Source organism: Streptomyces flavofungini (genome assembly GCF_030388665.1).
Lineage (GTDB): Bacteria > Actinomycetota > Actinomycetes > Streptomycetales > Streptomycetaceae > Streptomyces > Streptomyces flavofungini_A.
This window is the reverse complement of record NZ_CP128846.1, coordinates 4,168,127-4,192,030: the sequence shown is the minus strand read 5'-3', so window position 1 is coordinate 4,192,030 and position 23,904 is coordinate 4,168,127. Positions and strand designations below refer to the sequence as shown.

25 protein-coding genes and 3 pseudogenes are annotated in these 23,904 nt (G+C 71.4%); 13 read left to right on the top strand and 15 right to left on the bottom strand.

What is annotated here, in order from left to right:
* Positions 1 to 130: 130 nt before the first annotated feature.
* Positions 131 to 466: pseudogene (locus tag QUY26_RS17310) on the bottom strand (transposase); the annotation flags it as partial.
* 105 nt (positions 467 to 571) lie between these two features.
* On the opposite strand from QUY26_RS17310, the gene QUY26_RS17305 reads away from it, so the two are divergent.
* The 5 genes from QUY26_RS17305 (at position 572) to QUY26_RS17280 (ending at position 7,073) form a co-directional block, all read left to right on the top strand.
* Positions 572 to 904 (top strand): hypothetical protein, encoded by a 333-nt coding sequence (locus QUY26_RS17305; protein WP_289956427.1) that lies wholly within the window; start codon positions 572 to 574, stop codon positions 902 to 904.
* Between the two features lie 91 nt (positions 905 to 995).
* Entirely contained in the window at positions 996 to 1,142 is a 147-nt protein-coding gene (locus tag QUY26_RS17300; RefSeq protein WP_289947612.1) for a hypothetical protein, read from the top strand.
* Between the two features lie 857 nt (positions 1,143 to 1,999).
* Positions 2,000 to 3,478 carry an MFS transporter gene (locus tag QUY26_RS17295; RefSeq protein WP_436840349.1) on the top strand — a complete coding sequence of 493 codons (1,479 nt, stop codon included), beginning with the start codon at positions 2,000 to 2,002 and terminating at the stop codon, positions 3,476 to 3,478.
* 493 nt (positions 3,479 to 3,971) lie between these two features.
* Positions 3,972 to 5,573 (top strand): AMP-binding protein, encoded by a 1,602-nt coding sequence (locus tag QUY26_RS17285; RefSeq protein ID WP_289947610.1) that lies wholly within the window; start codon positions 3,972 to 3,974, stop codon positions 5,571 to 5,573.
* 279 nt (positions 5,574 to 5,852) lie between these two features.
* Positions 5,853 to 7,073 (top strand): glycosyltransferase, encoded by a 1,221-nt coding sequence (locus QUY26_RS17280; protein WP_289947606.1) that lies wholly within the window; start codon positions 5,853 to 5,855, stop codon positions 7,071 to 7,073.
* Positions 7,074 to 7,123: 50 nt separating this feature from the next.
* Here the strand turns inward: QUY26_RS17280 and QUY26_RS17275 are convergent, their stop codons facing one another.
* Complete coding sequence (locus tag QUY26_RS17275; RefSeq protein WP_289947604.1) at positions 7,124 to 7,855, bottom strand: TetR/AcrR family transcriptional regulator; 732 nt, start codon at positions 7,853 to 7,855, stop codon at positions 7,124 to 7,126.
* Positions 7,856 to 7,962: 107 nt separating this feature from the next.
* Between QUY26_RS17275 and QUY26_RS17270 the strand changes: the two genes are divergently transcribed.
* The 3 genes from QUY26_RS17270 to QUY26_RS17260 all read left to right on the top strand — a co-directional run bounded on the left by QUY26_RS17270 (position 7,963) and on the right by QUY26_RS17260 (position 10,581).
* A complete protein-coding gene (locus tag QUY26_RS17270; protein WP_289947602.1) occupies positions 7,963 to 8,745 on the top strand; it encodes a hypothetical protein in 783 nt (260 codons plus the stop codon).
* Positions 8,746 to 8,790: 45 nt separating this feature from the next.
* A complete protein-coding gene (locus QUY26_RS17265; RefSeq protein ID WP_289947600.1) occupies positions 8,791 to 9,441 on the top strand; it encodes a class I SAM-dependent DNA methyltransferase in 651 nt (216 codons plus the stop codon).
* A gap of 150 nt (positions 9,442 to 9,591) precedes the next feature.
* Positions 9,592 to 10,581 (top strand): alpha/beta fold hydrolase, encoded by a 990-nt coding sequence (locus QUY26_RS17260; RefSeq protein ID WP_436840348.1) that lies wholly within the window; start codon positions 9,592 to 9,594, stop codon positions 10,579 to 10,581.
* Positions 10,582 to 10,593: 12 nt separating this feature from the next.
* On the opposite strand, the gene QUY26_RS17255 is transcribed toward QUY26_RS17260, so the two are convergent.
* From QUY26_RS17255 to QUY26_RS17240, 4 genes are all read right to left on the bottom strand, one after another.
* The gene (locus QUY26_RS17255; RefSeq protein ID WP_289947598.1) at positions 10,594 to 11,820 is read right to left on the bottom strand and encodes an RICIN domain-containing protein; all 1,227 of its coding nucleotides are present in this window, start codon (positions 11,818 to 11,820) and stop codon (positions 10,594 to 10,596) included.
* A 111-nt stretch (positions 11,821 to 11,931) separates the two neighbouring features.
* On the bottom strand, positions 11,932 to 12,096 hold the full coding sequence (locus tag QUY26_RS17250) for a hypothetical protein (protein WP_289947596.1): 165 nt from the start codon (positions 12,094 to 12,096) through the stop codon (positions 11,932 to 11,934).
* A gap of 38 nt (positions 12,097 to 12,134) precedes the next feature.
* Positions 12,135 to 12,407 (bottom strand): hypothetical protein, encoded by a 273-nt coding sequence (locus QUY26_RS17245; RefSeq protein ID WP_289947594.1) that lies wholly within the window; start codon positions 12,405 to 12,407, stop codon positions 12,135 to 12,137.
* Between the two features lie 113 nt (positions 12,408 to 12,520).
* The gene (locus tag QUY26_RS17240) at positions 12,521 to 12,754 is read right to left on the bottom strand and encodes a hypothetical protein (RefSeq protein ID WP_289947593.1); all 234 of its coding nucleotides are present in this window, start codon (positions 12,752 to 12,754) and stop codon (positions 12,521 to 12,523) included.
* Between the two features lie 110 nt (positions 12,755 to 12,864).
* Between QUY26_RS17240 and QUY26_RS17235 the strand changes: the two genes are divergently transcribed.
* Together QUY26_RS17235 and QUY26_RS17230 are read left to right on the top strand one after the other, a co-directional pair.
* A complete protein-coding gene (locus QUY26_RS17235) occupies positions 12,865 to 13,692 on the top strand; it encodes a helix-turn-helix domain-containing protein (RefSeq protein ID WP_289947590.1) in 828 nt (275 codons plus the stop codon).
* Positions 13,676 to 13,858: a DUF397 domain-containing protein gene (locus tag QUY26_RS17230; protein WP_289947588.1), complete on the top strand. Its 183-nt coding sequence runs from the start codon at positions 13,676 to 13,678 to the stop codon at positions 13,856 to 13,858. Before QUY26_RS17235 ends, QUY26_RS17230 begins: the two co-directional genes overlap by 17 nt.
* Position 13,859: 1 nt before the next feature.
* Here the strand turns inward: QUY26_RS17230 and QUY26_RS17225 are convergent.
* The 4 genes and pseudogenes from QUY26_RS17225 to QUY26_RS17210 form a co-directional block, all read right to left on the bottom strand.
* A pseudogene (locus QUY26_RS17225) lies at positions 13,860 to 14,102 on the bottom strand (zinc-binding dehydrogenase); the annotation flags it as partial.
* Between the two features lie 216 nt (positions 14,103 to 14,318).
* On the bottom strand, positions 14,319 to 15,221 hold the full coding sequence (locus tag QUY26_RS17220) for an SDR family oxidoreductase (RefSeq protein ID WP_289947587.1): 903 nt from the start codon (positions 15,219 to 15,221) through the stop codon (positions 14,319 to 14,321).
* A gap of 157 nt (positions 15,222 to 15,378) precedes the next feature.
* Positions 15,379 to 15,693 carry a nuclear transport factor 2 family protein gene (locus QUY26_RS17215; RefSeq protein WP_289947584.1) on the bottom strand — a complete coding sequence of 105 codons (315 nt, stop codon included), beginning with the start codon at positions 15,691 to 15,693 and terminating at the stop codon, positions 15,379 to 15,381.
* A gap of 79 nt (positions 15,694 to 15,772) precedes the next feature.
* Positions 15,773 to 16,537 carry an SDR family oxidoreductase gene (locus tag QUY26_RS17210; RefSeq protein ID WP_289947582.1) on the bottom strand — a complete coding sequence of 255 codons (765 nt, stop codon included), beginning with the start codon at positions 16,535 to 16,537 and terminating at the stop codon, positions 15,773 to 15,775.
* A 333-nt stretch (positions 16,538 to 16,870) separates the two neighbouring features.
* On the opposite strand from QUY26_RS17210, the gene QUY26_RS17205 reads away from it, so the two are divergent.
* Both QUY26_RS17205 and QUY26_RS17200 read left to right on the top strand, forming a co-directional pair.
* Positions 16,871 to 17,332, top strand: a complete 462-nt coding sequence (locus QUY26_RS17205) for a nuclear transport factor 2 family protein (protein ID WP_289947579.1) — start codon at positions 16,871 to 16,873, stop codon at positions 17,330 to 17,332.
* Positions 17,333 to 17,387: 55 nt separating this feature from the next.
* Positions 17,388 to 17,633: a hypothetical protein gene (locus QUY26_RS17200; protein WP_289947577.1), complete on the top strand. Its 246-nt coding sequence runs from the start codon at positions 17,388 to 17,390 to the stop codon at positions 17,631 to 17,633.
* A gap of 65 nt (positions 17,634 to 17,698) precedes the next feature.
* Here the strand turns inward: QUY26_RS17200 and QUY26_RS17195 are convergent, their stop codons facing one another.
* From QUY26_RS17195 to QUY26_RS17175, 5 genes are all read right to left on the bottom strand, one after another.
* A complete protein-coding gene (locus QUY26_RS17195) occupies positions 17,699 to 18,580 on the bottom strand; it encodes an IS5 family transposase (RefSeq protein ID WP_289947575.1) in 882 nt (293 codons plus the stop codon).
* A 360-nt stretch (positions 18,581 to 18,940) separates the two neighbouring features.
* Complete coding sequence (locus tag QUY26_RS17190; RefSeq protein WP_289947573.1) at positions 18,941 to 19,585, bottom strand: LuxR C-terminal-related transcriptional regulator; 645 nt, start codon at positions 19,583 to 19,585, stop codon at positions 18,941 to 18,943.
* Positions 19,549 to 20,865: a sensor histidine kinase gene (locus QUY26_RS17185; RefSeq protein WP_289947571.1), complete on the bottom strand. Its 1,317-nt coding sequence runs from the start codon at positions 20,863 to 20,865 to the stop codon at positions 19,549 to 19,551. Before QUY26_RS17185 ends, QUY26_RS17190 begins: the two co-directional genes overlap by 37 nt.
* A 282-nt stretch (positions 20,866 to 21,147) precedes the next feature.
* Complete coding sequence (locus QUY26_RS17180) at positions 21,148 to 21,972, bottom strand: alpha/beta fold hydrolase (protein WP_289947569.1); 825 nt, start codon at positions 21,970 to 21,972, stop codon at positions 21,148 to 21,150.
* Between the two features lie 74 nt (positions 21,973 to 22,046).
* Positions 22,047 to 22,967, bottom strand: a complete 921-nt coding sequence (locus QUY26_RS17175) for an alpha/beta fold hydrolase (protein ID WP_289947567.1) — start codon at positions 22,965 to 22,967, stop codon at positions 22,047 to 22,049.
* A 116-nt stretch (positions 22,968 to 23,083) separates the two neighbouring features.
* Between QUY26_RS17175 and QUY26_RS41180 the strand changes: the two are divergent.
* Positions 23,084 to 23,884, top strand: a pseudogene (locus QUY26_RS41180) (AfsR/SARP family transcriptional regulator); the annotation flags it as partial.
* Between the last annotated feature and the right edge of the window lie 20 nt (positions 23,885 to 23,904).

Sequence of the window (23,904 nt, the reverse complement as noted above, 5' to 3'; positions counted from 1 at the left end):
GATCACCCGCTAGTCCGTGCCCTGGTGCAAGAAGTCATCGCTTGTGCCAGGGCACGGTTCTGTATGCCCGTGCTTTTGAAGAGCTGCTCGGGGTTCTGTCAATCAAACGGTGTAACGCGGGTGGTTGAGGTTACTGACGTGCCGCGGAGAGCCGGCCGTCGAAGGTGATGTCGAAGGCGTTCAGCGCGGTCTTCCAGCGCATGATCCAGCGGGCCTGAGCCTTGCCCGTGGGGTCGAGCGACATGATCGCCATGTAGACGCACTTCAGGGCGGCGGTCTCGTTCTGGAAGTGTCCGCGGGTCTTGACCGCCCGCCGGATCCTGGCGTTCACGGACTCGATCGCGTTGGTGGTGCAGACGATGCGGCGGATCTCGGTGTCGAACCGCAGGAATGGGGTGAACTCCGCCCACTCGTTCTCCCAGAGCCTGACGATCGCCGGATACTTTCGGCCCCAGGCGTCGGCGAGGATCGCCGGGACACGGAGCGGCGGGAAGCATGGGAGCGTGAAGGTATACGGCTCATCTGGGACGAGTACAAGGCCGGGGTGCCATGTCGGGGATGTGGCGAACCCATGTACGACGGCCTGGGGAACTGGCCGGGGCTCATGTACCTCACCGAAGAGGAGAAGCGCGACTACGAGGTCATGGAAGAGCGGTTCCGGGAACTGCACCCAGATTGCAAGAGCGGCCGCTGGGGCACAGGCGGGTCGCGCATGAGGCACTGCTGTCTATGCTGTCCGCTGCCACCGATGGGGCCGGCGCAGATCGAGAAGCTCACTCGACTCTTTCAGACCTTCCCCTCTGCCGAGGAACGCAAGAAGGACCTGGACGCCTGGGAGCTGATCCTCACCTGCGATCACGTGACCACCTTCATCCAGCACCGGGAGAACACCTACGTCCGGTGAGTGGTCGACTGCCCGGAGTGTCAGACGCGGCGAGAGCAAGCGGCTCGGACCCGCATATAGCGACGATGGCGTGGAGGCAGCCCGGAGTGAGGTGGAGCAGGCATGTGTCGCTGCCGAGCTGACCAAGGCGAAGGAGCAGCTCTGCCGCCAGCAGCAGCGTACTGCTGCTACGAGCAGCCGGATCGAGGAGCTCCAGAAGCAGCTCACCCCGACTGCCCGGGACGACGGAATTGCGTGAGCGGTGCGTGAGCGGACTGGGTGGGACAGGGTGGATTGAGCAGCACGTGGGTTGTGGGGCCTAGGTCTCTGGCCTGGGGAAACGGGATTCTGCGGCACCGTCCGGCACCACCCGTCACGATCTTGCAGGCCCTCGTAATGCGTAGGTCTCGGGTTCGAATCCCGAAGGCGGCTCGGATTAACCCCAGGACTCACTCGCCGTGACCTGGGGTTTTTTCATGTCGGGACGCGGCGGGGGCGAAACGCGATGATCTTCGCAGTCTTCTGCGTGCCCGTTGCGTGCCCATCGGTGTCGGGGACTTGCTCGACTGCCTGCCCGGACACATGAGCAAGAGCCGTACGGGCGACTTCCTCGACCGGCCGTCCGTCCTGCTCGGCCGCCGCCGTGATCTGAGCGACAAGGCGGTCTACTGCCGTCTGCTTGACGCTTTCGACGGCGAGCGCCGTCGGCTCCGGCTCGGGAGTCGGTCGTGTCGGCAAGGAGGGTCGGGGGTCTTGCTCGTCGAAGCGTGAGGGAGCCCGTACCGCGCTGGGTAAATCCGTTTGCGTGCCCGGCTGGCTGATCTACTCTGGCTGAGGTCATGTGCGGCGGGGCCCGCCGCACCACTCGGCGCGTTCGGCGTCGATGCGTACCGCGTGCCCGGCCGGGAGGAGGTGGGAAACATGGACTGGAACTGCACAACGCGTGTTGCGGCCATAGTTGCCCCCGGCCGTGTGCCCCCGTCCGGCGCGCGGTAGGACTCTCCCCCTTGCGGCACCTCTTGGTGGTGTCTGCTGCTCTCGCGATCCCTTGTGTCGCGTCCCGGGGTGTAGGACCGCGCGTCTGCTCCTACACCTCCGACACAGAATGTGATCGCCTTGACCAAGAAGTCCTCCCCCGGGGGCACCGTGACCACGCCGGTCCTCCACACCACCGCGGACGCGGCCGAGTTGCCCGATCCGAAGCGGTGGTGGGCCCTCGCCGTCATCGCGGGCGCCCAGCTCATGGTGATTCTCGACGGCACGATCGTGAACATCGCCCTGCCCTCCGTCCAGAACGGGCTGGGCATGTCGGACGCGAACCGGCAGTGGGTGATCACCGCGTACTCCCTGGCCTTCGGCGGCCTGCTCCTCCTCGGCGGCCGGATCGCCGATCTGGTCGGCCGCAAACGCACCTTCATGATCGGCCTGGTCGGATTTGCCGCCGCCTCCGCGCTCGGCGGTGCGGCCGACGGCCCCGGGACGCTGTTCGCGGCGCGGGCCCTGCAAGGGGCCTGCGCGGCCGTCCTGACCCCCTCCGCACTGTCACTGCTGACCACGACGTTCACCGACCCCGCCGAGCGCGGCAGAGCGTTCGGGTTCTACGGCGCGCTCGCCGGAGGCGGCAGCGCCATCGGGCTGCTGGTGGGCGGCCTGCTCACCGAGTACGCGACCTGGCGCTGGTGCCTGTACGTCAACGTCCCCATCGCGCTGGCCGCCCTCGGCGGCGCGCTGGCCCTCCTCAAGGACAGCCCCGGCCAGCGCGGGGCGCGCCTCGACGTCCCCGGCGCGCTGCTCGCCTCCGGCGGGCTCGTGGCGATCGTGTACGGCTCCAGCAACGCCGAATCCGTCGGCTGGGCCGACCCGTTGGTCCTGACCCTGGTCGCGGCCGGTGTGGTCCTGCTCGCCGTCTTCGTGTGGTGGCAGTCGCACGCCAAGCATCCGATGCTGCCGCTGCACATCGTCAGGGACAGAACCCGTGCGGCGGCGCTTGCGACGATGGGCCTGGCCACCGTCGCCATGTTCGGCGCCTTCCTGTTCCTGACCTACTTCCTCCAGGCCATCCTCGACTACTCACCCGTACAGACCGGACTGGCGTTCCTGCCGATGTCCGTCACGATCGTCATCGGCTCGACGCAGATCGCCGCCCGGCTCCTGCCCCACACCGCCCCCCGCAACCTGATGGCCCCCGGCATGCTCCTCGCGGCCGTCGGCATGCTGCTCCTGACCCGCCTGAGTACGAACTCCACCTACACCACCGGGGTGCTGCCCGCGCTGGTGCTGCTCGGCCTGGGCATGGGCCTGACGTTCATGCCGGTCTACGCGACGGCGACCGCCGGGGTCGCCCCGAAGGACGCCGGAGTGACGTCCGCGACCGTCTCCACCTTCCAGCAGATCGGCGGCTCCCTGGGCACCGTCCTGTTGAACACGATCGCGTCGTCCGCCGCCACCCGCTACATCGACGCCCACCCGTCCCGGAGCCGGGGCCCGGGGGTGGGGATGGTGCACGGCTTCACCGTCGCGGCCTGGTGGTCGGCGGGCGCCCTGCTCCTTGCAGCGCTGGTCGCGGCCATGGCCAAGACGCCTGAGAAACCCTGACGAACTGATCTCCGAGGTCCGTTGGACCACTCCGGATCGGATGGTGTTCCACGGCATCCCGTTCGCGCTCCACTCCGGGATCGCCTGGGAGCACCTGCCGCGGGAACGCGGTGTCGGCTCCGGCATGCCCTGCTGACGCCGCTTGGCCGGGTGGTCCGGGTGGACCGAGTGGTCCGACGCGGGAAGGTGGCCCCGGCCGCACGAGGGCCTCCTCGCCGAGCTCCGAAGCGCGAGCGCCGCGGACTCGCCCCGGCCGTGATCGACAGCTCTCTCGCCCCGCGTCGAAGGGCGGGCCAAGACCGGACGAAGCCCGTCGACCGGGGCAGGACGCCCGGCCGGACCCTCCCGCCCGACAGCGCGGCCGATGCCGTCCTCGCCGCCTCGGGGCGCCGCCGTCCGCCATGCCCGCTCCCGTGCCCATGCCCGCCCCGCCCAGGTCAGGCCACGTCAACGCCCTGATGCCAAGGCGACCCCCCGATGCCTACGATGCGCCATGGACGCAGGACGACAGGGCGAGGGGGCGGGCATGGATACAGGAGCGGGCGCGGAGATCGGCTTCGGCGCGGTCGCCGCCGCGCACCCCGGCCGGATCGCCCTGGTCGAGCCCGACGGCACCACCCTCTCGTACGGGGAGCTCGACGCCCGGGCCGGCCGGCTCGCGCACGCCCTCGCCGGGCTCGGCCTCCGGCCGGGGGACTGTGTCGCCGCGATGCTCCCCAACAGCCGCGCCTTCTTCGAACTGCGGCTCGCCACCGGCCGCTCGGGCCTGTACTTCACGCCGTTCAGCCACCACTTCACCACCGCCGAGGTGACGCATGTCGTCACCGACAGCGAGGCCCGCGTGGTGGTCGTGGACGCGTCGCTGGTGGAGGTGGCGGGGCCCGCGCTGGACGCGGCGGGGATCCCGGCGGAGCGGCGGCTCGTGTGGGGGACCCGGCCGCCACCCCCCGGCTGGACCGACTACGAAGCTCTCCTCACCACCCTCCCGACCACCACCCCGCTCCCGCACCCCCGCGCCGGCGGCGTCATGCTCTACACCTCCGGCACCACCGGCCGCCCCAAGGCCGTCCGGCGCGCGCTGTCCGACGCGCCGCCGGGGCCGAGTCCGTACGAGCTGGACTTCATGGCGCGCGTCGGCGTGCGCGCGGGGGCGTACACGCAGTTGTGTGCCGCGCCGCTGTACCACGCCGCGCCGGGCCTGTTCGCGAACATGGCGATGCAGCTCGGGCACACGGTCGTCATCGCCGAACGGCCGCGTACGGAAGAGTGGTTGGAGCTGATCGACCGGCATCGGGTCGACGTGCTGTTCGCGGTGCCGACGGTCCTGCACCGGGCGCTGCGGCTGCCCGCCGAGGTGCGCGGGCGGTACGACGTGTCGAGCCTGAGCGCCGTCGTGCACGGTGCCGCGCCCTGCCCGCCCGAGGTGAAGCGGCGCGCCATCGACTGGCTCGGTCCCGTCCTGTACGAGTTCTACGCCGCCACCGAGGGCGGGGTGTCCGCCGCGGACAGCGCGGACTGGCTGGCCAGGCCCGGCACCGTGGGGCTGCCCCTCGCGAGCACCGAGGTGCGGATCCTGGACGGGGACGGGCGTCCGGTCGCGGCCGGGGAGACCGGCGGGGTGTACTTCAGGCCCGCCGTTCCGTTCGCGTACCACAAGGACGCCCAGAAGACCGAACGGTCCATGCGGGACGGGTACTTCACGGCCGGTGACGAGGGGTACGTCGACGAGGACGGCTGGCTGTACCTGCGGGACCGGCGCACCGACCTGATCATCTCCGGGGGCGTGAACGTGTACCCGGCGGAGGTCGAGGCCGTCCTGATCGCGCACCCGGACGTCGCGGACGTGGCCGTGGTCGGGCTGCCGGACCCGGAGTGGGGGCAGCGCGTCGCCGCGGTCGTGCAGCCCGAGCCGGGCATACGGGGCGACGACGCGTTCGCCGACCGGCTCGCCGCGCACTGCCGGGGAGCGCTCGCCGGGTTCAAGGTGCCGCGCGTGATCGAGTTCCGGGAGCGGGTGCCGAGGTCGGAGGCGGGGAAGGTGCTGCGGCGCGAGATCCGCCTCGACGCGGCGGCGGGGCCGACACCCGGCGCCTGAGTCCGGTCACGTGGCTGGCGTTCGAGTCCGGTCATGTGGCTGGCGTTCGAGTCCGGTCATGTGGTCGGCGTCCGAGTCCCCGCCCGGCGCCCCCGCACCGACCCGCGCACAGAAAAAGGCGGGCACTCTCTCCCCGCCACTCTCAACGTATAGCTCACCGGGGGGCTTGCGGCAAGGCCCCCGTGGTGCCGCAGAATCGCCCGCCGAGGCCGGGAACAGCGGACTCGGGGAGAGAACCCCGGGGCGCGGGCTCGGGGCGCGGACATGGGGAGTGGCGACATGCGTGTGGTTCTTTCGACGTACGGATCGCGTGGGGACGTCGAGCCGCTGGTGGGGCTCGCGGTGCGGCTGCGGGAGCAGGGCGCGGAGGTGCGGGTGTGCGCGCCGCCGGACGAGGAGTTCGCGCAGCGCCTGGCCGGGGTCGGGGTGGAGATGGTGCCGGTCGGGCGGTCGGCGCGGGAGCTGACGACCGGGGCGCCGCAGCCGAAGTCCCTGCCGGAGCGCGCGGCCGAGCTGATCGCGAGCCAGCTCGACGCGGTCACGGCGGCGGCCGAGGGGTGCGACGCGCTGGTGGCGACCGGCATGGTGCCCGCCGTGGCGGGTGCGCGGTCGGTGGCGGAGAAGCTGGGCGTGCCGTCGGTGTCGGTGACGTTCCAGCAGCTCACGCTGCCGTCGCCGCACCACGCCCCGCTGGCGTACCCGGGCCGTCCGTTCCCGCCGGAGGTGACCGGCAACCGGGAGCTGTGGGACCTGGACGCGCGGAGCATCAACGTCCTGTTCGGGGACGCGCTCAACACCAACCGGGCGTCGATCGGCCTGCCCCCGGTGGCCGACGTGCGCGACTACGTCATCGGCGACCGGCCGTGGCTCGCGACGGACCCGGTCCTCGACCCCTGGCGGCCGGCCGACGGCGCGGGCTTCGGCTTCGACGTCGTGCAGACCGGCGCCTGGACCCTGCCGGACGAACGCCCGCTCCCGGCGGGCCTGGTGGAGTTCCTGGAGGCGGGCGCGCCCCCGGTGTACGTGGGTTTCGGCAGCATGCCGATGCACGGTTCGGACGACGTCGCCCGGGTGGCCATCGAGGCGGTGCGTGCACAGGGCCGCCGGGTCCTCGTCCGCAGCGGGTGGGCCGACCTGGACCTGATCGACGACCAGGACGACTGCTTCGTCGTCGACGAGGTCAATCACCAGGCGCTGTTCCGCCGGGTGGCGGCCGTCGTGCACCACGGCGGCGCGGGTACGACGACGACGGCGTCCCGGGCCGGTGCGCCGCAGGTGGTCGTGGCGCAGGCGACGGACCAGCCGTACTGGGCGGGCCGGGTCGCCGAGTTGGGCATCGGCGCGGCGCACGACGGGCCGACGCCGACCGTCGCGTCCCTGTCGGCGGCGCTCGGGACGGCGCTCGCGCCCGGGACCGGGGAGCGGGCGGCGGCCGTGGCGGCGGCGATCATCGACGACGGGGCGGCGGTGGCGGCCAAGCTGGTCCTCGGACTCAGGTGACGCGCACGGGCCCGCCCGGCCTCATGCGGCCCACCTGACCTGCCCGTGCGTCAGAGCCCCAACCCTCGTACGAGATCCCGCAGTTCGTCGCCGTACAGCACCGCCGGATCGGCGATCTGCGGCCGCAGGAGACCGTCGATCTCCAGCGTCACGAGCCCGTGCATCCGCCCCCACACCCGCAGCGACAGGGCGAGCGCGGCGGGGGTGAGGTCGGGGAAGGCGGCGCGGGCGACGGCGGTGAACGCCGGGTCGAAGTCGCCCCAGGCGTAGGCGCTGCCTCCGCCACTGCCGCCGCCATCGACCGCGCCACCGTCCCCGTCCCCGTCCTCGCCCCCGGCGGCCCGAGCCGTCGTCGCGATCTCCACGATGCCGAGGCACAGCTCGTACTCCGCCTCGGCGCTCTCGGCCGTGTCCGCGCGCGGCGCCCGGGCCCGCCCGCTGAACAGGAGCCGGAACTCCTGCGGGTGCGCGAGCGCCCACGCGCGGTAGGCGAGGCCGTGGGCCAGGGCGCGGGCGGCGGGGTCCGTCGCGGGGTGGGTGTCGCGGGCGGCGCGGAGGTGGGCGGCGAGGTCGCGGTAGGCGTCGGCGGCGAGGGCGGCGAGGAGCGCCTCGCGGGTGTCGAAGTAGCTGTAGAAGGTGCCGGGCGCCATGCCCATGTCGCGGGCGATGCCCCGCAGGGCCACGGCCTCCGCGCCCTCCTCCACCAGGTGTTTCAGGGCGGTCGCCTTGATCTCGGCGGTGGTCTGGGCGCGATGGCGTTCGCGGCGGCTCGCAGCAGGCATGGCTCCATGGTACGGCGAGCAAAGGTTGAACAGTGTTTGGGAATTGGCCGCTGTTCGAGTTATGGTCCTGGCACATCCGGAAACCAGCGGCAGCGAAGGGGTGCGCCATGACCACGCACACGTACGGACCCGGCCCGATCAAGGGCTACGACATCGGCCCGATCCCGATGGAGGCCGCGTTCACGTCGGACTTCCCGCTGGCGGCGGGCATCGGCGCGGCGGACGTGCAGGACATCGTGGACAAGCAGGAGGTGGAGCGGCGCGTCATGGACGTACGGCCCGGCATGTACGCGAAGTACATGCCGAGCCGGATCGACGAGGCGGCGGGGCGGCACTACACGGGCGGCCGGTATCTGTTCGAGACGTGGGCCGACGTCGTCGACTACGAGCGGTTCACCAGCCAGGAGCTGGAGTTCGAGCCGGGCGTGACGTTCTGGAGCCGCCCGTTCTTCCTGGACGTGGAGCGGTTCGTGTGGCGGGTCGCGGGGGCGCACAACTTCCGTGGCCTGGAGGCGCATCACGTCAGCCGGTTCGAACGGTTCCGGTACGAGGAGGGCGACGGGAGCGCGGCTCTGGAGCGGGTGTGGGGGTCGCTCCGGGACGAGGCCGAGGCGCGCGGCCTCGCGGCCGTGTGGCTGCTGCACCAGCCCGAGCAGCGGCTGATCGGCCTGCACACGGTGGCGTCCCGCACCACCCCGGCCGACCTGGAGGCCGCGCCGTCCCTCGGCGCGCTGCTCCCCGGGTCCCTCGCTCCCGAGCGGTACTTCGACCGGTCGAGCCGGATCCTCTCCCTCTGGCTGCCGAAGTCCCGCCTCGCGGGCGGCGCGCCCTCGGCGTACCCGTCGGCGCCGCTGCTCCCGCTGCCGTCGGTGGCGGCGCAGGAGGTCTGACCGCGGCGCGGGGGCGTTGTCAGTGGGTCCCAGTAGCGTCGACACATGGCTGAAGACGCGTACCTGACCAAGACCCGGACCTCCTACGACGCCATCGCCGAGGCCGTCGAGAAGGAGTGGCGCGGCGAGTTGGACTCCTGGCCGCTGGCCCGGGCGATGTTCGCGGCGTTCGCGGAGCTGGTGCGGGACGCGGGCGGCGGCACGGTGGCCGACGTCGGCTGCGGCACCGGCGAGGTGAGCGCCATCCTCAGCTCCCTGGGCCTGCGGATGCGGGGCATCGACCTGTCGCCGGGCATGCTTCGGCTGGCCCGCGCCAAGTATCCGCACCTGCCGTTCGAGGTCGGCTCGATGACCGCGCTCGACCTGCCGGACGGAGAGCTCGGCGGGGTGGTCGCGTGGTACTCGACGATCCACATCCCGCCGGCCGACCTGCCGAAGGTCTTCGCCGAGTTCCACCGCGTCCTCGCCCCCGGCGGCCAGCTCCTGCTCGGCTTCCAGGTCGGCGACGACATCCGCCACTTCGACGAGGCCTTCGGGCACGCGGTGGACCTGGACTTCCAGCGTCGGCGGCCCGAGGAGGTCACGGAGCAGCTGCGCGAGGCCGGGTTCGCCCCGCACGGATACGTGCTCCGGGAGCCGTACGAGAAGGAGCGCACCCAGCACGCGCACCTCCTGGCGTCGAAGCCGCGCGAGTAGGCCGTCCCGCCGGGGGCCGCCCCGCCCGGGGCCACCCGGCCCGGGAGGACCCAGCCCGTGGCCCTTTTGCCGATCCGGCAACATCTCTCGGCCCCCGCCCCCACCCCCGTACAGACTCGTGACGAGCCGTCCCGCACATCCGGAGGAGCCATGACCGTGACCGCACTGGACGTGAAGCACCACCTGCTGGAGCTGCCCGGGAGCCCCGGCATCCGCATGCACGCCGTGGAGCAGGGCAGCGGCCCGCTGGTCCTGCTGGTGCACGGCTTCCCCGAGACCTGGTACTCGTGGCGGCGCCAGCTCCCGGCGCTCGCGGCGGCCGGGTACCGGGCGGTGGCCATCGACGTGCGCGGGTACGGCCGCTCGTCGAAGCCGCGGGAGACGGCGGCGTACGGGATGCTCGCGCACGTCGCCGACAACGTGGGCGTCGTCCGCGCCCTCGGCGAGGAGATCGCGGTGATCGTCGGCCACGACTGGGGCTCGCCCATCGCCGCGAACTCCGCACTTCTGCGCCCGGACGTCTTCCGGGCCGCCGCCCTGATGAGCGTGCCGTACGCGCCCCGGGGCGGCCCCCGGCCCACCGAGGCGTTCGCCGCGATCCCCGGCGACGAGGACTTCTACGTCAGCTACTTCCAGGAGCCGGGACGCGCCGAGGCCGAGATGGAGCCGGACGTGCGCGGCTGGATCGCGGGCTTCTGCACCGCCCTGTCCGGCGACACGATGCCGCCGCCGGACGCGCCGAGCCTGCACTTCGTGCCGAAGGGCGGCCGGATGTCCGACCGCTTCCCGAAGGGCGACCGGCTCCCGGAGTGGCTGTCCGAGGAGGAACTGGACGTGTACGCGGCCGAGTTCGAGCGGGGAGGCATGACCGGGCCACTGGGCAGGTACCGCAACATGGACCGCGACTGGGCGGACCTGGCGGCATGGGACGGGGCCGCCCTCACGCAGCCCTCCCTGTTCGTCGCGGGCGAGCTCGACCCCTCCCTCCAGTGGCTGTCCGCCGCCCTCGACGCGTACGACGTGACGCTCCCCGGCCTGGCCGCGTCCCACATACTCAAGGGCTGCGGGCACTGGGTGCAGCAGGAGCGGGCCGAGGAGGTCAACGGGATCCTGGTGAGCTGGCTGCGGTCCGTCGTGTGACCCGGCCGCGCGCTACAGCCACACGCCGGTGAGGAAGGGGTAGGCGTCCGTCAGCTTCGTCGGCCCCTGCACCAGCTTCCCCGGGCTCACGATCACGAACTGGTCGCCCTTGAGGAGGAAGAAGTGCATGGCGTCGTCGAAGGGGGCGGAGGTGGCGGTGTCGAGGTCGTGCAGGAAGTCGTCGGGCGCGTGCGGCAGCGGGAAGTCCTCGATGTGCTCGGGGTCGTCGAGCCTGCTGAGCACGGTGCGGTCCTGGAGGAAGTACACGACACGGTCGCCCTTGGGGTCGGCGGCGGTCGCGGCCTTGATCCGCTGCTCCTGCAGTCGCGACGGAAGCAGCCTGACCTTGTCGTCCACGGTCCGCTCGGAGAACTCCCGGATGTCGTGGTCGAGCACGGCGGCGTGCGTGTACGAGCTGCCCTTGCGGGTGTTGATGACGTCCGCGTCCCCGGACGGGAAGCCGTGCGGGAGCCGCGGGAACTGCTCGCTGGCCTTCTTCGGCCCGGATTCGACGCCGAGCCGGGGCGAGAAGCGGATGAACTCGTCACCGCGGAAGCCGTCGAAGCGTAGATACGGCGCCCTCGGGTCCGGGACGGTCTTCGCCATCGTCTCGAAGACGCCGCCGCCGGCGTCCAGGATGCCCTTGACCGCCGAGGCAAGGACGTTCGCGGGCGTGGTGAAGGTGCCCGGTGAGACGATCCGCGCGGTCAGCGCGTCGAACGCCTTCGCCTCGCCGAGCGCGGGCACGCGCTCCAGGCGCCACGCCTGCGTGCCGCGCCCCTCCTCCGTGCTCGGCTCCGCCTGCTCCAGCTCCGCGCCCGCGTACTGCCGCTCGCCGCGCACCGCGAGACGCTTGCGGCTGTTCACGTTCACCCAGGAGTAGACGTCCTCGCTGATCCGCTCCGGCCGCCACAACTGCGTGAGCAGCAGGTCCTCCCGCGACTCGGGCGGGCACTGCTGCACCGCCGCGCCCGCGCGGCCCCGGTTCACCAGGATGTCCATGCGCAGCGTGCTGTGGATGTTCTGCAGCGTCCACGCGCCCTCGCGCGCGCTGTGCGGCCTCAGATGCCAGAACTGCCGGTGCCGCTCCACCCCTTCGGCGTGCAGTGCCTCCAGTACGACCTTCGCGCCCTGCTTGGCGCCTCCTCCCGGCTGCACCCCCGCGTACAGTCCGCTCGCCTCGTTCTTGATGAGGTAGATGCCCTCGGACATTGCTGACTGGCCTGTCTGCGCTGCCACGGTCAACCTCCCGGAACGTCGGGTCGGGCGCGCACCCGGCGGTGCGCAGCGGTCAGCCTAGGACGCGGACCGTGATCCCGATACGGCCCGGTTTCAGCCGCTATTCACCCCTCAACGACTCCGGTTCCAGAAGTCGCGCCACCACTGGCCCCGGTCCGGCGGAGGCGGCAGGACGGCCTTCGCGACGCGGGCGACGCAGTACGCGACGACCACGAGGAAGATGAGGATCCAGACCGCCCACCATGGAGCGCCCTGAAGCAGATCGAGCAGAGACATTCGCGGGGCCTTCCCAGCCGGAGCCGGGGGCGTGTCGGCTACGCCGCTTGTGCCTCTCCCTGTGGGCGCGCGGCCGAGACGCCCCATCGAGTCGTCGTCGATGGGGAGTTCGGCCGTCCCGGCGCGCGGGGGATCGTGGGCGTGGTCAGACGGACCACGCCGCAGGGTGAGCGGTCGTGTCTCGGGACGGTGTCCGCGTACTCGTAGGCGCACGGGCCGAGCGCCTTCGCCAAGTCCTCGCGGATCGGGGCGATGAGGGCGCTGACGCGGAGCTGACCGTTCAGTACGGGGTACCAGAAGCCGTTCGACATCGGGTGCAGGATGATGGCGATGGGCCCGGGTAGGGGCCCGGGTTTGAAGCACCGCGCGCTCCGGTCTGCCCCCTCGGTCGTCACACCGGCAGCGTACGAGGCGGGCGTGGCGCCTACCAGTCGTTCCCGTAAAGCTCCGCCTTCCGCTGCCACCACGCCTTCATCTCGCTCTCCTCCACCGGCGTCGCCGCCCGCAGGTCGCTCACGCGGATCGTCGCCACGAAGTGGGTAAACCGGACGCGGCGGAACTCGCCGTCCTCCGCGAGCACCCGCCCCGGGCCGTAGATGTCCGTGCTCGCGTGCGCCACGTACGCGCCCTCGGTGTGCTGTTGCTGGTCCGTCTCCATCGGGCTGCCTCTCGCTCTGTGTGCTGTTCCGGTCACACAGTGCGGTCGGCGGGGCTAGCCTCGCCAGTAGGTCGGGCTTGACAACTGTGCCGGCACGGGAGGGTGTTGCGATGGCCATCGAGGACAGTCCGGAGTCGCGGCTGCGGTACGGGGAGGAGCTGCGTTCGCGGAGGGAGGGCGCGGGGCTGACCCAGGAGGAGTTGAGCGTGCGGGCGATCATGTCCCGGACGCACATCGCCCACATCGAGGCGGGGCGGCGACGGCCGTCGTTGGACGACGCGAAGCGTCTGGATGACGTGTTGGAGGCGGGTGGTGTGTTCGTCCGGTTCCTTCCGGTCAAGGCGGAAGGGCGTGTCGCCGAACACTTCGCGGAAGTACTGGAGTTGGAGAAGCGGGCGACGATGATCCGTACGTTTTCGTCGCAGCTCATCCCCGGCATGTTGCAGACGAGGGCTTACGCGCGGAGCGTGTTCCTGGACGGATGTATCCCCAGGACGGACGAGGAAGTCGACAAGGTTGTCGAGACGCGGCTGGCGCGTGCCCGAGTTCTGGAGAACTTCCATGCTCCCGAAGTCTGGTTCGTGTTCGACGAGGCGGTGATCCGACGCCCGGTGGGCGGCGCGGCCGTGATGTGCGAGCAGCTGCGTCACATCGAGCAGTTGGCGCTCAGCCGCCGCATCCGCGTGCATGTGATGCCGTTCTCTGTGGGTTATTACCCGTTGCTGGAGGGGTTCGTGTCCCTGATGTGGTTCGACGACCTCCCGCCCATCGCCTACGTGGAAGCCTTGAAGACGGGGAAGGTGCTGGAACTTCCGTCAGCGGTGCTCAACTGCCAGGTCGCCTACGATCGGAGCGTGGGTGACGCCATGTCGTCCTCTCAGTCCCTGGCATTGATCAGGTCCGTAGCGGAGGAATTCGAGCATGAACAGCACCGATGACCAGTGGCGTAAGTCGAGCTACAGCGCTGCCGACAGCGCCGACTGCCTCGAAGTGAACGACGCCCACCGCCAGGCGGGCGTCCCCGTCCGCGACAGCAAGAACCCCCACGGCCCCGCCGTCCTCTTCGGCGCCCCCGCCTGGAAGGCGTTCATCGCCTCCCTCTAGTTCAGGGCACCAGCACCACCCTCCCGAACACCCGGCCCTTGTCCATCCCCCGATGGGCCTCCGCCGCCTCGCCCAGGGGCAGCACCTCGTGCACGACCGCGCGCAGCTCGCCGCGCGCCTTCGGTGAACTGGGCCGCGCACCCCGCTCCGGCGATGACGTGGTGACCGCCACCGCGCCCGCGCCGCCCCGGGCCGCGAGCTGGACGCGCTCGCGGACCCCGACCCGTGGCGCGGGCCCCGGCACCGCCCTAGGTTCTGTCTGATGAATCGCCCGAGAGTCCCCTTACTCGGCTTCGTGGGGCGCTGCTGATTCAGCTTTGCGGCCAGCGGGCTGGGCCAGGGCCTGCGTCCCCGGTTGGCCCCGGACGCGCTCGATCGAGGAGGCCGATCTGGACGGGGGCTGTGCTGGTGAACGGGATGCGGGATTCCGGCAAGGTTGTAGGGCGGCGGGTGCTTGTGGTCATCGGTTCGTTGTGGCGTTGGTGGGGTGAAGGAGGTCGGCGATGCCGAGGCGGTCCATGAGGGCGGCTTGGAGTTGTTGGGCGGTGTTGTTGACCTGTTCGGCGCCGTCGCTCAGGAAGTCGATGGTGGTCCGCAACGGCCGCTGGCCGGGTGGGAGTGCGACGACGCGGGCGATCTCGTCGCCCACGGCCCGCGGGTCGGCGTCGGGTGGGCTGAGTTCGGCGAGGCGGTCCATGATGTGCTGCTCGACACCGGCGAGCCGCTCGTAGGCGTCGGCGACGTGCTGGTCGGCGGGGCGGGTCCCTTCGCTGAAGTGGGCGGTGCCGGTGGTGATGGCGCCGGGCGTGACGATGGCGACGTCGATGCCGTACCGGGCGACTTCGTAGCGGGTCACCTCGGCGAGCGAGTCCATGGCGGCCTTGCTGGCTTCGTAGGGGCCCTGGAAGGGGTAGACCATGCGGCTGGTGGTGGAGCCGACGTAGAGAAGCAGGCCCTGTTCGCGGGCGCGCATGTGGGGGAGAACGGCCCGGTTGAGGCGGTGGGGGCCGATGGTGTTGGTGTCGAGGATGGCGGCGATCTGTGTGTCGGTGAAGGCTTCGTTGATGCCGATGCCCAGGTGGGCCGCGTTGTGGACGACGACGTCCAGGTGGTCCTGCTCGGACAGGACGGTGCGGACGGCGGTGTCGGCGGACTGCTGCGAGCCGACGTCGAGTTCGACGACACGGACGTCGACGCCTGTGGTGGTGGCGTAGGCGCGCAGGTCCTGGGCGCGCTCGGCGTTGCGGCCGGTGGTGTCGCGCATGCTGGCGTAGACGGTGTGGCCGGCTTCGGCGAGGGCGCGGACGGTCTGGTTCCCGATGCCGGTTCCGGCTCCGGTGACCAGGACGGTGAGGCGGGTCATGGGGCATGTCCCTTCGGGGCCGAGGCTCGGAGCGGTCGGCCCGCGCGGACCGGGCCGTTTCAGGCTCGGGGCCTTGCGGCGAGAGGTGACTGACTCCTGGGCGGGTGGTCCCTGCGGTGCGTAGAGGGACGTCACGGGCCGGGCCGAGTGGCGTGGTTCAGGCTTGGCCGGTCTCGAAGCGGCTGATCTTGCCGTCGGTGACGGTGAAGGCCCACCGGGTGCGCATGCTGCCCCAGGTGGAGTTGGTGTAGTTCACGGTCAGGGTGAGTCCGTCGGGAGAGGCGCTCTCGATGTCCATGCGGCCGTTCGAGGAGAAGATCTCCTTCTCGGCCCAGTTGTTCAGGTCGCGGTCGGTGCCGTCGTCGGACATGGTCGCGTCCGGGGTGAGGGCGGCGAAGAAGGCATCGCGGTCGCCGGCGTTGACGGCAGTGACGAACGCGGCCACGGCAGGGTTGGTGAGCTGGGCGTTCACAGGGTTGCCTCCGGAGGGACGGGCATGAACAGGGCCTGGGGCGGCCCGGCGAATGGCACATCCGCCGGGCCGATGGTGGTCAGCGGGTGGTGTAGCCGCCGTTGAGGAAGAGGGTCTGGCCGTTGGCCCACCAGCCGTCGGTGAGCAGGTGCCGGACCCAGGGGACGATGTCCTCGATCTTGGTGAGGTCGCCGTTCATCGCCGAGGACTTGTGGTAGGCGATGGACTCGTCGTCCTCCGCGGGGTAGAAGAACCCCGTGTCCATCGGCCCCGGGGCGATGTTGTTGACCGCGATGTTCCGGCCGAACAGCTCCTTCGACAGCGCGCGGGTGAAGTGCTCGACCGGGGCCTTGCTGCCCGCGTAGGTGGAGTACAGGCCCGTGTAGGCGGCGAGGAGCGAGGTGACGATCGTGATGATCTTCCCGCCGTCCTCGATGCGGCGGGCGGCCTCGCGCATGACGAAGAACGCGGCCTTGGAGTTGACCGCGAACATGCGGTCGTACTCCTCCTCGGAGATCTCGGTGAGCGGCTTCTTCAGCACCATGCCGGCGGTGTTGACGCTGTAGTCCAGCTTCCCGAACCGGCTCACGGTCTCGTCGAAGACCCGCTCCACCTCGGAGACCTTCGTCAGGTCGCCCTGGATCGCGAACGCCTCGCCCGGACCGGCGTTAATCTGCGCGACGACGTCCTCGGCCTTGGCCTTGGAAGAGTCGCTGTTGTAGTGCACCGCCACCTTCGCGCCTTCGGCGCCGAGGGTGGTACTGATCAGCCCACCGAGGTTGCGGGACGCGCCACCAACGAAAGCGACCTTGCCGTTGAGCGTCTTGTCCGGGGTCTTGACCATGACGGACTCCTAGAGTGTGCCGAACGGGGGACTGCACGGCCCCGGCAGACACCGGCAGCCATGCCACCCACCACGAAAACACCACAACCAAATGTGCGCATCTCGGGTGATCCGCGTAACAGACCAGTCGTGACCGTACGTAAACAGCCTGGAGCGGCGGGTGACCGGGCCGGAACCCGATCCGGGGCAGCCTCGCCGTGCGGGATGCGCGTCACCGTGTGCGTTTGCGCCCCGGCAGGGGCGGGGGGAGAGTTCGGGACGTTCCCTTCTGCTGATCTAGGGCGGTTTCACGTGGTCGAAAGTTGGCGTATGCGACGTAGAGGGCATGCGGCTGTGGGGCTGGTGCTGCTGGGATGTGTGGCCGCCGGATGCGGCACGTCGGACGACCCCACCGACCCTGCGTCATCCACACCGGCAACGTCCGCCACCGCGGAGCCGAGCCGCTCCGCCGTCAAGGAGTCCTCGGCCATGAGCAGCCCTGCTCTCCCCGCGCCTGTTGAGCGTGCGATCAGCGCAGTCAACCGAGGCGACACGTCAGGCTTCCTCGACGCGTTCACCGACAGTGGCGTGGTCAATGACTGGGGCCGTGAGTTCCGGGGGCGTGAAGCCATCAAGGGCTGGAGCGACAAGGAGTTCATCGGCGCGGATGCGCGGCTCACCGTGGACCGTGTCCAGCCAGAGGGCGACACCGTCACCGTGACGGCGCAGGTGAAGAGCAGCGGCTTCAACGGGCCCTCGGACTTCGCCTTCACCCTCGACGGAGACAAGGTCCGCGAAATGCGGATCACCGACTGACACCACCAGAGAGAAGACCCTACGGATGCCCCTGAGCCGCCCTGTCCTGGCCCTCGTGACCGCTGCCGCCCTCTGGGGCGGCCTGTCGTCCGCCGCGCAGGCCGACACCCCCGAAAACCGGCACGACTGCTGTCCCACCACGGTCGTCTACAACATCTACGGCGACGGCAACCTCGTGGGACACCACATCATCGTCGGCAACGGCAACAACGCCTACAGCCACAACGGCGGCAAGGACCACACCAACATCGGCAACGGCAACAACAGCAGCGGCAACACCGACAGGGAACCCCCTTCTTAGAGCCCGTCCCAGGGCCGAGGGCGGGAGCGGTCCACCTTGATCGTCTGGGCGCGCTTCGTCAGGTGTCACGACCGCAACCAGAGGCGTAGAGCGGCCACGGTCACCGTGCCGTGGAAAACATATGCCCGCTTCTCGAATCGTGTGGCCACGGCCCGGAAGCCCTTGAGCCCGTTGATGGTCCGTTCGGCTTCGTTCCTGCGCCGGTAGATCTGCCGGTCGAAGCCAGTGGGTCGTCCGCCCGCGCTCCCCCGGTGCTGGCGGTTGGCCCGCTGGTTGGCCGGCTCGGGGATGGTGTGCTTGATCTGCCGACGGCGCAGATAGCGGCGGTTGCGGCGGGAGCTGTAGGCCCTGTCGGCGCATAGGTGGTCCGGCCGGGTTCGCGGGTGTCCGCCGCTCGGTCGAGGAACGCGAATCTGCCCCAGGAGTTCGATCATCTGCGGCGCGTCACCCCACTGTCCTGGTGTGATGACGAACGCCAGGGGGCGCCGTCCGCCCTCACTCGCCACGTGGATCTTCGAAGTGAAGCCACCACGCGAACGCCCCAGGGCCTCATCATCCCGGTGCCAAGCAGGACGAGTCCGCTTGCCTGAGGTGCGGGGTGGCCGTCTGCGGGCACCGGCGGCGTTCTGATGGGCGCGGCACACAGTGGAGTCCACGCTCACCAGCGACCAGTCGATACGCCCCTCATGGTCGGCATCGGCCTGGACAGCCCGCAAGACCCTCTCCCATGTGCCGTCCGCTGACCATCGACGGTGGCGGTCGTAACAGGTCTGCCAGCTACCGAACCGCGCCGGCAGGTCCCGCCAGGGGGTGCCGGTCCGCTGCCGGAACAAGATCCCGTTGATGACCAGCCGGTGATCCTTCCAACGTCCGCCCCGCCCGACGTTCCTGGGCAAGTGCGGCTCCAGCCGGGCCCATTCGCTGTCAGTGAGATCTCCCCGCCCCACCCTGTCCTCAACGATCCACGGCCCAGCTTGTCACCGACCCATCAGACACGTCCTAGAGCCCCAGGGACAGGAGAGCGGCTGTAACCACCCCGGCCATGCGGCGGCGCGAGCTGAAGGTGGAACGGGTCATAGGAAGACTCCCTGGTCAACGGCTTCGTGTGTGGGACGACTTGAGTCTGCGAGCCGACCTGTCCCCGCCGCTACGAAGAGCCGGAAGGACGGGAAGCTGGAACGCGTTGTCCCCCGCTGACCAGGTGAAACGGGGCACGGATGGAACGCTGGGCCGGGACGCCCGAAGGTGATCCTGAGCTGGTCCAGAGGCGATCGAGAGGCGACTCCGAGGTGATCCAGGGAAACGTCCTAGCGGTCCAAGTACGCGAGGACCGCGAGCACTCGCCGGTTCGCCGACTCCGTCGGCGGCAGCTCCAGCTTCATGAAGATGTTGCTGACGTGCTTGGCCACCGCCTTCTCGGTGACGAACAGGGCCTCCGCGATGCCCGCGTTCGACAGGCCCTGCGCCAGGCACTCCAGGACCTCGCGCTCGCGCGGCGTGAGGGAGTTCAGGGGTTCGTCCCGGGACTTGCCGGTGACGAGCTTGGACACCACCTCGGGGTCCATCGCCGTGCCGCCGCCCGCGACCCGCTCGATCGTCGCGATGAACTCGGCGCCGTTGGAGACGCGCTCCTTGAGGACGTAGCCGACGCCCTCGGAGCCCGTGGCCAGCAACTCGTGGGCGTACAGCGGCTCGACGTACTGGGAGAGGAGGAGGACCGGAAGTCCCGGCACCTCCGTCCGCGCCGAGACCGCCGCGCGCAGCCCCTCGTCGCTGAACGTCGGCGGCAGGCGGACGTCGACCACGGCCACGTCGGGGCGCAGCGACGTCAGGGCCTCGTGGAGGAGGGGGCCGTTGTCGACTGCGGCCAGGACCTCGTGGCCGAAGGCCTGGAGGAGACGGGTGACGCCGTCCCTCAGGAGGAAGTGGTCTTCGGCGAGGACAACTCGCACGGCAGCTCCATCGTCATCTGGGTCGGGCCGCCCGGCGGGCTGCTCACGGCGAGGACGCCGTCGAAGTGGGCGAGGCGCCGCTCGACGCCGCGCAGTCCGGTGCCCGCGGACACGTCCGCGCCGCCCTGCCCGTCGTCCACGACCGACGCCCGCAGCGCCCCGGCCTCGTACCGCAGGTCGATCCAGCAGCGCTCGGCACCGGAGTGCTTGGCCGCGTTGGTGAGGATCTCCGACATCGCGAAGTACATCGCCGACTCGACGGGCGGTTCGGGACGGGACGGCAGGTCGATCACGACCTCGGTCCGCAGCGGGCAGATCATCGCGAGGGAGCGTACGGCATCGGCGAGACCCCGGTCCGCGAGGATCGGCGGGTGGATGCCCTTGACCAGGTCGCGGAGTTCCTTCAGGGCGGCCGTGGAGGACTGACGGGCCTCGACGAGGAGTTCGCGGACGGCGTCCGGGTTGGTCTCCAGGAGGTGCTCGGCGGCGTTCAGGGTCATGCCCATCGCGACGAGGCGTGCCTGCGCGCCGTCGTGCAGGTCCCGCTCGATGCGGCGGATCTCGGACATCTGGCTGTCCACGGCGTCGGACCGGGTCGACTTCAGGTGCTCCACCCGGGCGGCCAGGAGCTCGGACTCGCTGGGCGCGAGCAGCAGGTTCAGGTAGCGGGCGTGCAGGCGCAGGGACAGCGGGGCCGCCCAGAACACCGACAGGGGAAGGAACGCGGCGCCGAGCACGCCCGCGAGCGCCGCCGTCGCCGGGTCGCCGACCGGGATGAACAGGAACCACAGGCTGCCCCACTCGGCGGGCAGCTCCGTGCCCATCGCCGCCGTCCACAGGCCCCACACGCCGGTGAGGGCGAGGGCCAGCGGACCGAGGGCGATCGCGCCGCCCACGAACGCGTGCAGATGCACCCAGCGCCAGTCCCTGCGCACCTGGTTGCCCCTGTCGAGCAGTTGGGAGCGCAGCGCCTTCGCCCGCTCCGCGCCGGACGCGGGCAGCTCCGGGTAGACCGCGGGGATGTCGACGCCCGACCAGCGCGCCGCGTACGCCCGCTCCCGGTCCGCGAGCGCCCGCACCATGCGCACCGTGCCCGGCAGGAGCTTCAGGCCCACCGGGCCGCGCAGCGCCGACCACACGATGCCGAGCCACAGCGAAAGCCACATCGCGCGGTGGGCCAGGAACCACAGGGTCAGGGAGCGGCGGAAGGCCTTGAGACCGCCCGCGGCCCCGGAGCCGCCCGGGGCCGCCGCGTCGATGTGCTGTCGTGTGCTCTTCATGTACGCATTATTGAAAGCGGCGTGGCCGGAAGGCAGTGGTAAAAACTCCCCTCTTCGGCCACGACGTCGTGCGCCGTTCTCCGGGGGCGCCGCCGCGCGTCAGTCGCCGAGCACCTCGCGCAGCCGGGCCCGCGCGGCCCGATGCTCCGCGACCTCGGCCGCGACACCGCCGTCGTCACGGGCACCCTCACCCACTACTGCTGCGGACGGGGCGGCGGACAGGGCCGACGGGGCCCGTGGTGGCGCCGGTGCTGCCGACGCCCTCGCCTCGGCAAAGCCCGCCTAGGAGAGGCGCGCCAGCCAGTCCCGTACCGCCGCGTTGAACTCCTCGGGCCGCTCCAGGTTCGGCAGATGCGCCGCCCGCTCGATCACGCACAGCCGCGCGTCGGGCAGCGCCGCGTGCATCGCCTCCGCGTCCGCGACCGGCGTGTACGTGTCGTCCCGGCCCACGACCACCAGGGCCGGGACCGTGACGCGCGGCAGCACCGGCCGGTAGTCGGGGCGTTCGGCGCGGGCGCGCAGGGCCGCCGCCGCGCCCTCCGGCGAGGCCGCCAGCATCATGCGCAGCACGTGCGCGGCGGCCTCCTCGTTGTACGGCGCCGCCATCTTGTGCAGCACCTCCTCCGCGTACCCCTTCATCCCCTCGGCCAGCAGCCGCTCCGCCGTCTCGCGGCGGAACGCCTTCGCGGCCTCCGTGTCCGTCGCCGGGGACGTGTCGGCGAGCAGCACCCCCGCGATCCGCTCCGGGAAGCGGTCGTACGCGTCCATCACGATCTGCCCGCCCATCGACACCCCGCCGAGGGCGCAGCGCGCCACGCCCAGGTGGTCCAGGAGGGCCAGGAGGTCGCGGGCGAAGTCGCCGAAGTCGGTGACGGGGGCGTTGGCCTCGCCCTCCGGTGCCACGGAGGCGCCGTAGCCGCGCAGGTCGAAGGTGAGCACGCGGTGCGTGCCGGAGAGGGCCCTGACCTGGGGGTCCCAGAGGGAGCGGTCGAAGGGGTGGCCGTGGACCAGGACCAAGGGGGTGCTGTCCCGGCCCTCGTGGCCCTCGTGGCCTCCGTGATCGTCGTAGGAGAGGCGGATTCCGTTGCTGAGCAGGGTCGTTGGCATGAGGCCAGGCTAGGTCCACCAGGTCCACTTCTGGGCGGACGGAGCCCCCGGCCGCAGCGGAGAGGGGAGCCTCCTCAGCGGGCGAAGAGGTCCCGGAGGGCCGCCGTGACCTCCTTCGGGGCCTCCTCCGCCATGAAGTGGCCGCACGACACCGTCCGGTGCGCGAGGTCCGGGGCCCACGCCCGCCACAGCTCCGCCGCGTCGAAGCCGAGCGCCGCGCCCCAGTCCTGCTGGAGCACCGTGACCGGCATCCGCAGCACGTTGCCCGCGAGCCGGTCCGCCGTGTCGTCCTCGACGTCCGCGAACGCCGACGCGCGGTAGTCCGCGACGATCGACGGGACGGCCTCGCGGCACGCCCGCAGATACGCGGCCCGCACGTCCGGCGGCACGGCGCCCGGCGAGGCCGACCACACGTCCAGGAAGTGGCCGAAGAACGCGTCCGGGTCCGCCGAGATCATCCGCTCCGGGAGCCCCGGCGGCTGCGCCATCAAGTACAGGTGGAAGCCGATCGCGGCGGACGTGCCGCGCATGACGTCCCACATGTCCAGCGTCGGCAGGACGTCGAGGGACGCGAGGTGCGTGACCGCGTCCGGGTGGTCGAGCCCCGCGCGGATCGCCACCAGCGCGCCCCGGTCGTGCCCCGCGAGCGCGAACCGCTCGTGCCCGAGGGCCCGTGCCAGCGCCACCACGTCCGCCGCCATCGTCCGCTTGGCGTACGTCCGGCCGTCCGCCGCCTCCGCCGGTTTGTCGCTCGCGCCGTACCCGCGCAGGTCCGGGCAGATCACGTGGTGGTCCGCCGCGAGGTCCGCGGCCACGTGGCGCCACATGAGGTGGGTCTGGGGGAAGCCGTGCAGGAGGACCACAGGGGTGTTGCCGGGGTCGCCGCCCACGGCGGCGTTCAGGTGGACGCCGTCGTCGCTGACGCGGATCCGGTGGTGGGTGAAGCCCTCGATGCGGGGCTCGGGCTGGGACGGGTGCGGTGTCCGGGGTGTCATGGATCCAGCGTGCGCGGCCCGGATCAGCAACCGATCAGCAGCGGGTCCGCGCAGGTGACGAGCGGTACGTTGAGAGGGTGCCGCAGGAGGAGAACGCCGGGCCGGGGGCCGGTGACGTGACGTTCCAGGTCCTCGGGCCCCTCGCCGCCCGGGACGCGGACGGGCGCTCCCTCGACCTCAAGGGGCCCCGGCACCGCGCCGTCCTCGCCCGGCTCCTCGTCGCCCGGCGCCGGACCGTTCCGGTGGACCGGATGGTCGACGACTTCTGGGCGGACCCGCCGCCACGGGCCGTCGGGGCGATCCGGACGTTCGTCGGCGACCTGCGGAAGGTGCTTGAGCCGGGGCGGGCCCGGCGGGCGCCCGCGCGGCTGCTCGTGACGTCCGGGCCCGGGTACGCGCTGCTCGCCGGGGGCGGGGCGGTGGATGCCTGGCGGTTCGAGGGGGCGGTGGGGGAGGCGGGCCGGCTTCTCTCCGGCGGGGACGCGGTTGCCGGAGGGGGCGCCGGTTCTGGCGGGGGCGCGGTTTCTGGCGGAGACGCCCGGCTGGCCTTGGGGGTGCTCGATGACGCGCTTTCGGGCTGGCGGGGGCCCGCGTACGCGGAGTGGGCCGCCGCGGAGTGGGCTCGCGGGGAGGCCGCTCGGCTGGAGGGGCTGCGGTTGCTCGCCGTGGAACGCCGGGCTTCCGCCGCGCTTGCCCTCGGGCGGGCGGCGGAGGCGGTGCTCGACCTGGAGGCGCATGTCGAGGGGCACCCGTGGCGGGAGGAGGCCTGGGAACTGCTCGCTGTCGCCCTTTACCGGGCGGGGAGGCAAGGGGACGCCCTCGGGGTCCTGCGGCGGGCCCGGGAGCGGTTGGCCGGGGAGCTGGGCGTGGATCCGGGGGAGGGACTGCGGAGGCTGGAAGGGGAGATCCTGGCTCAGCGGGGTGGCGGTGCTCTCGG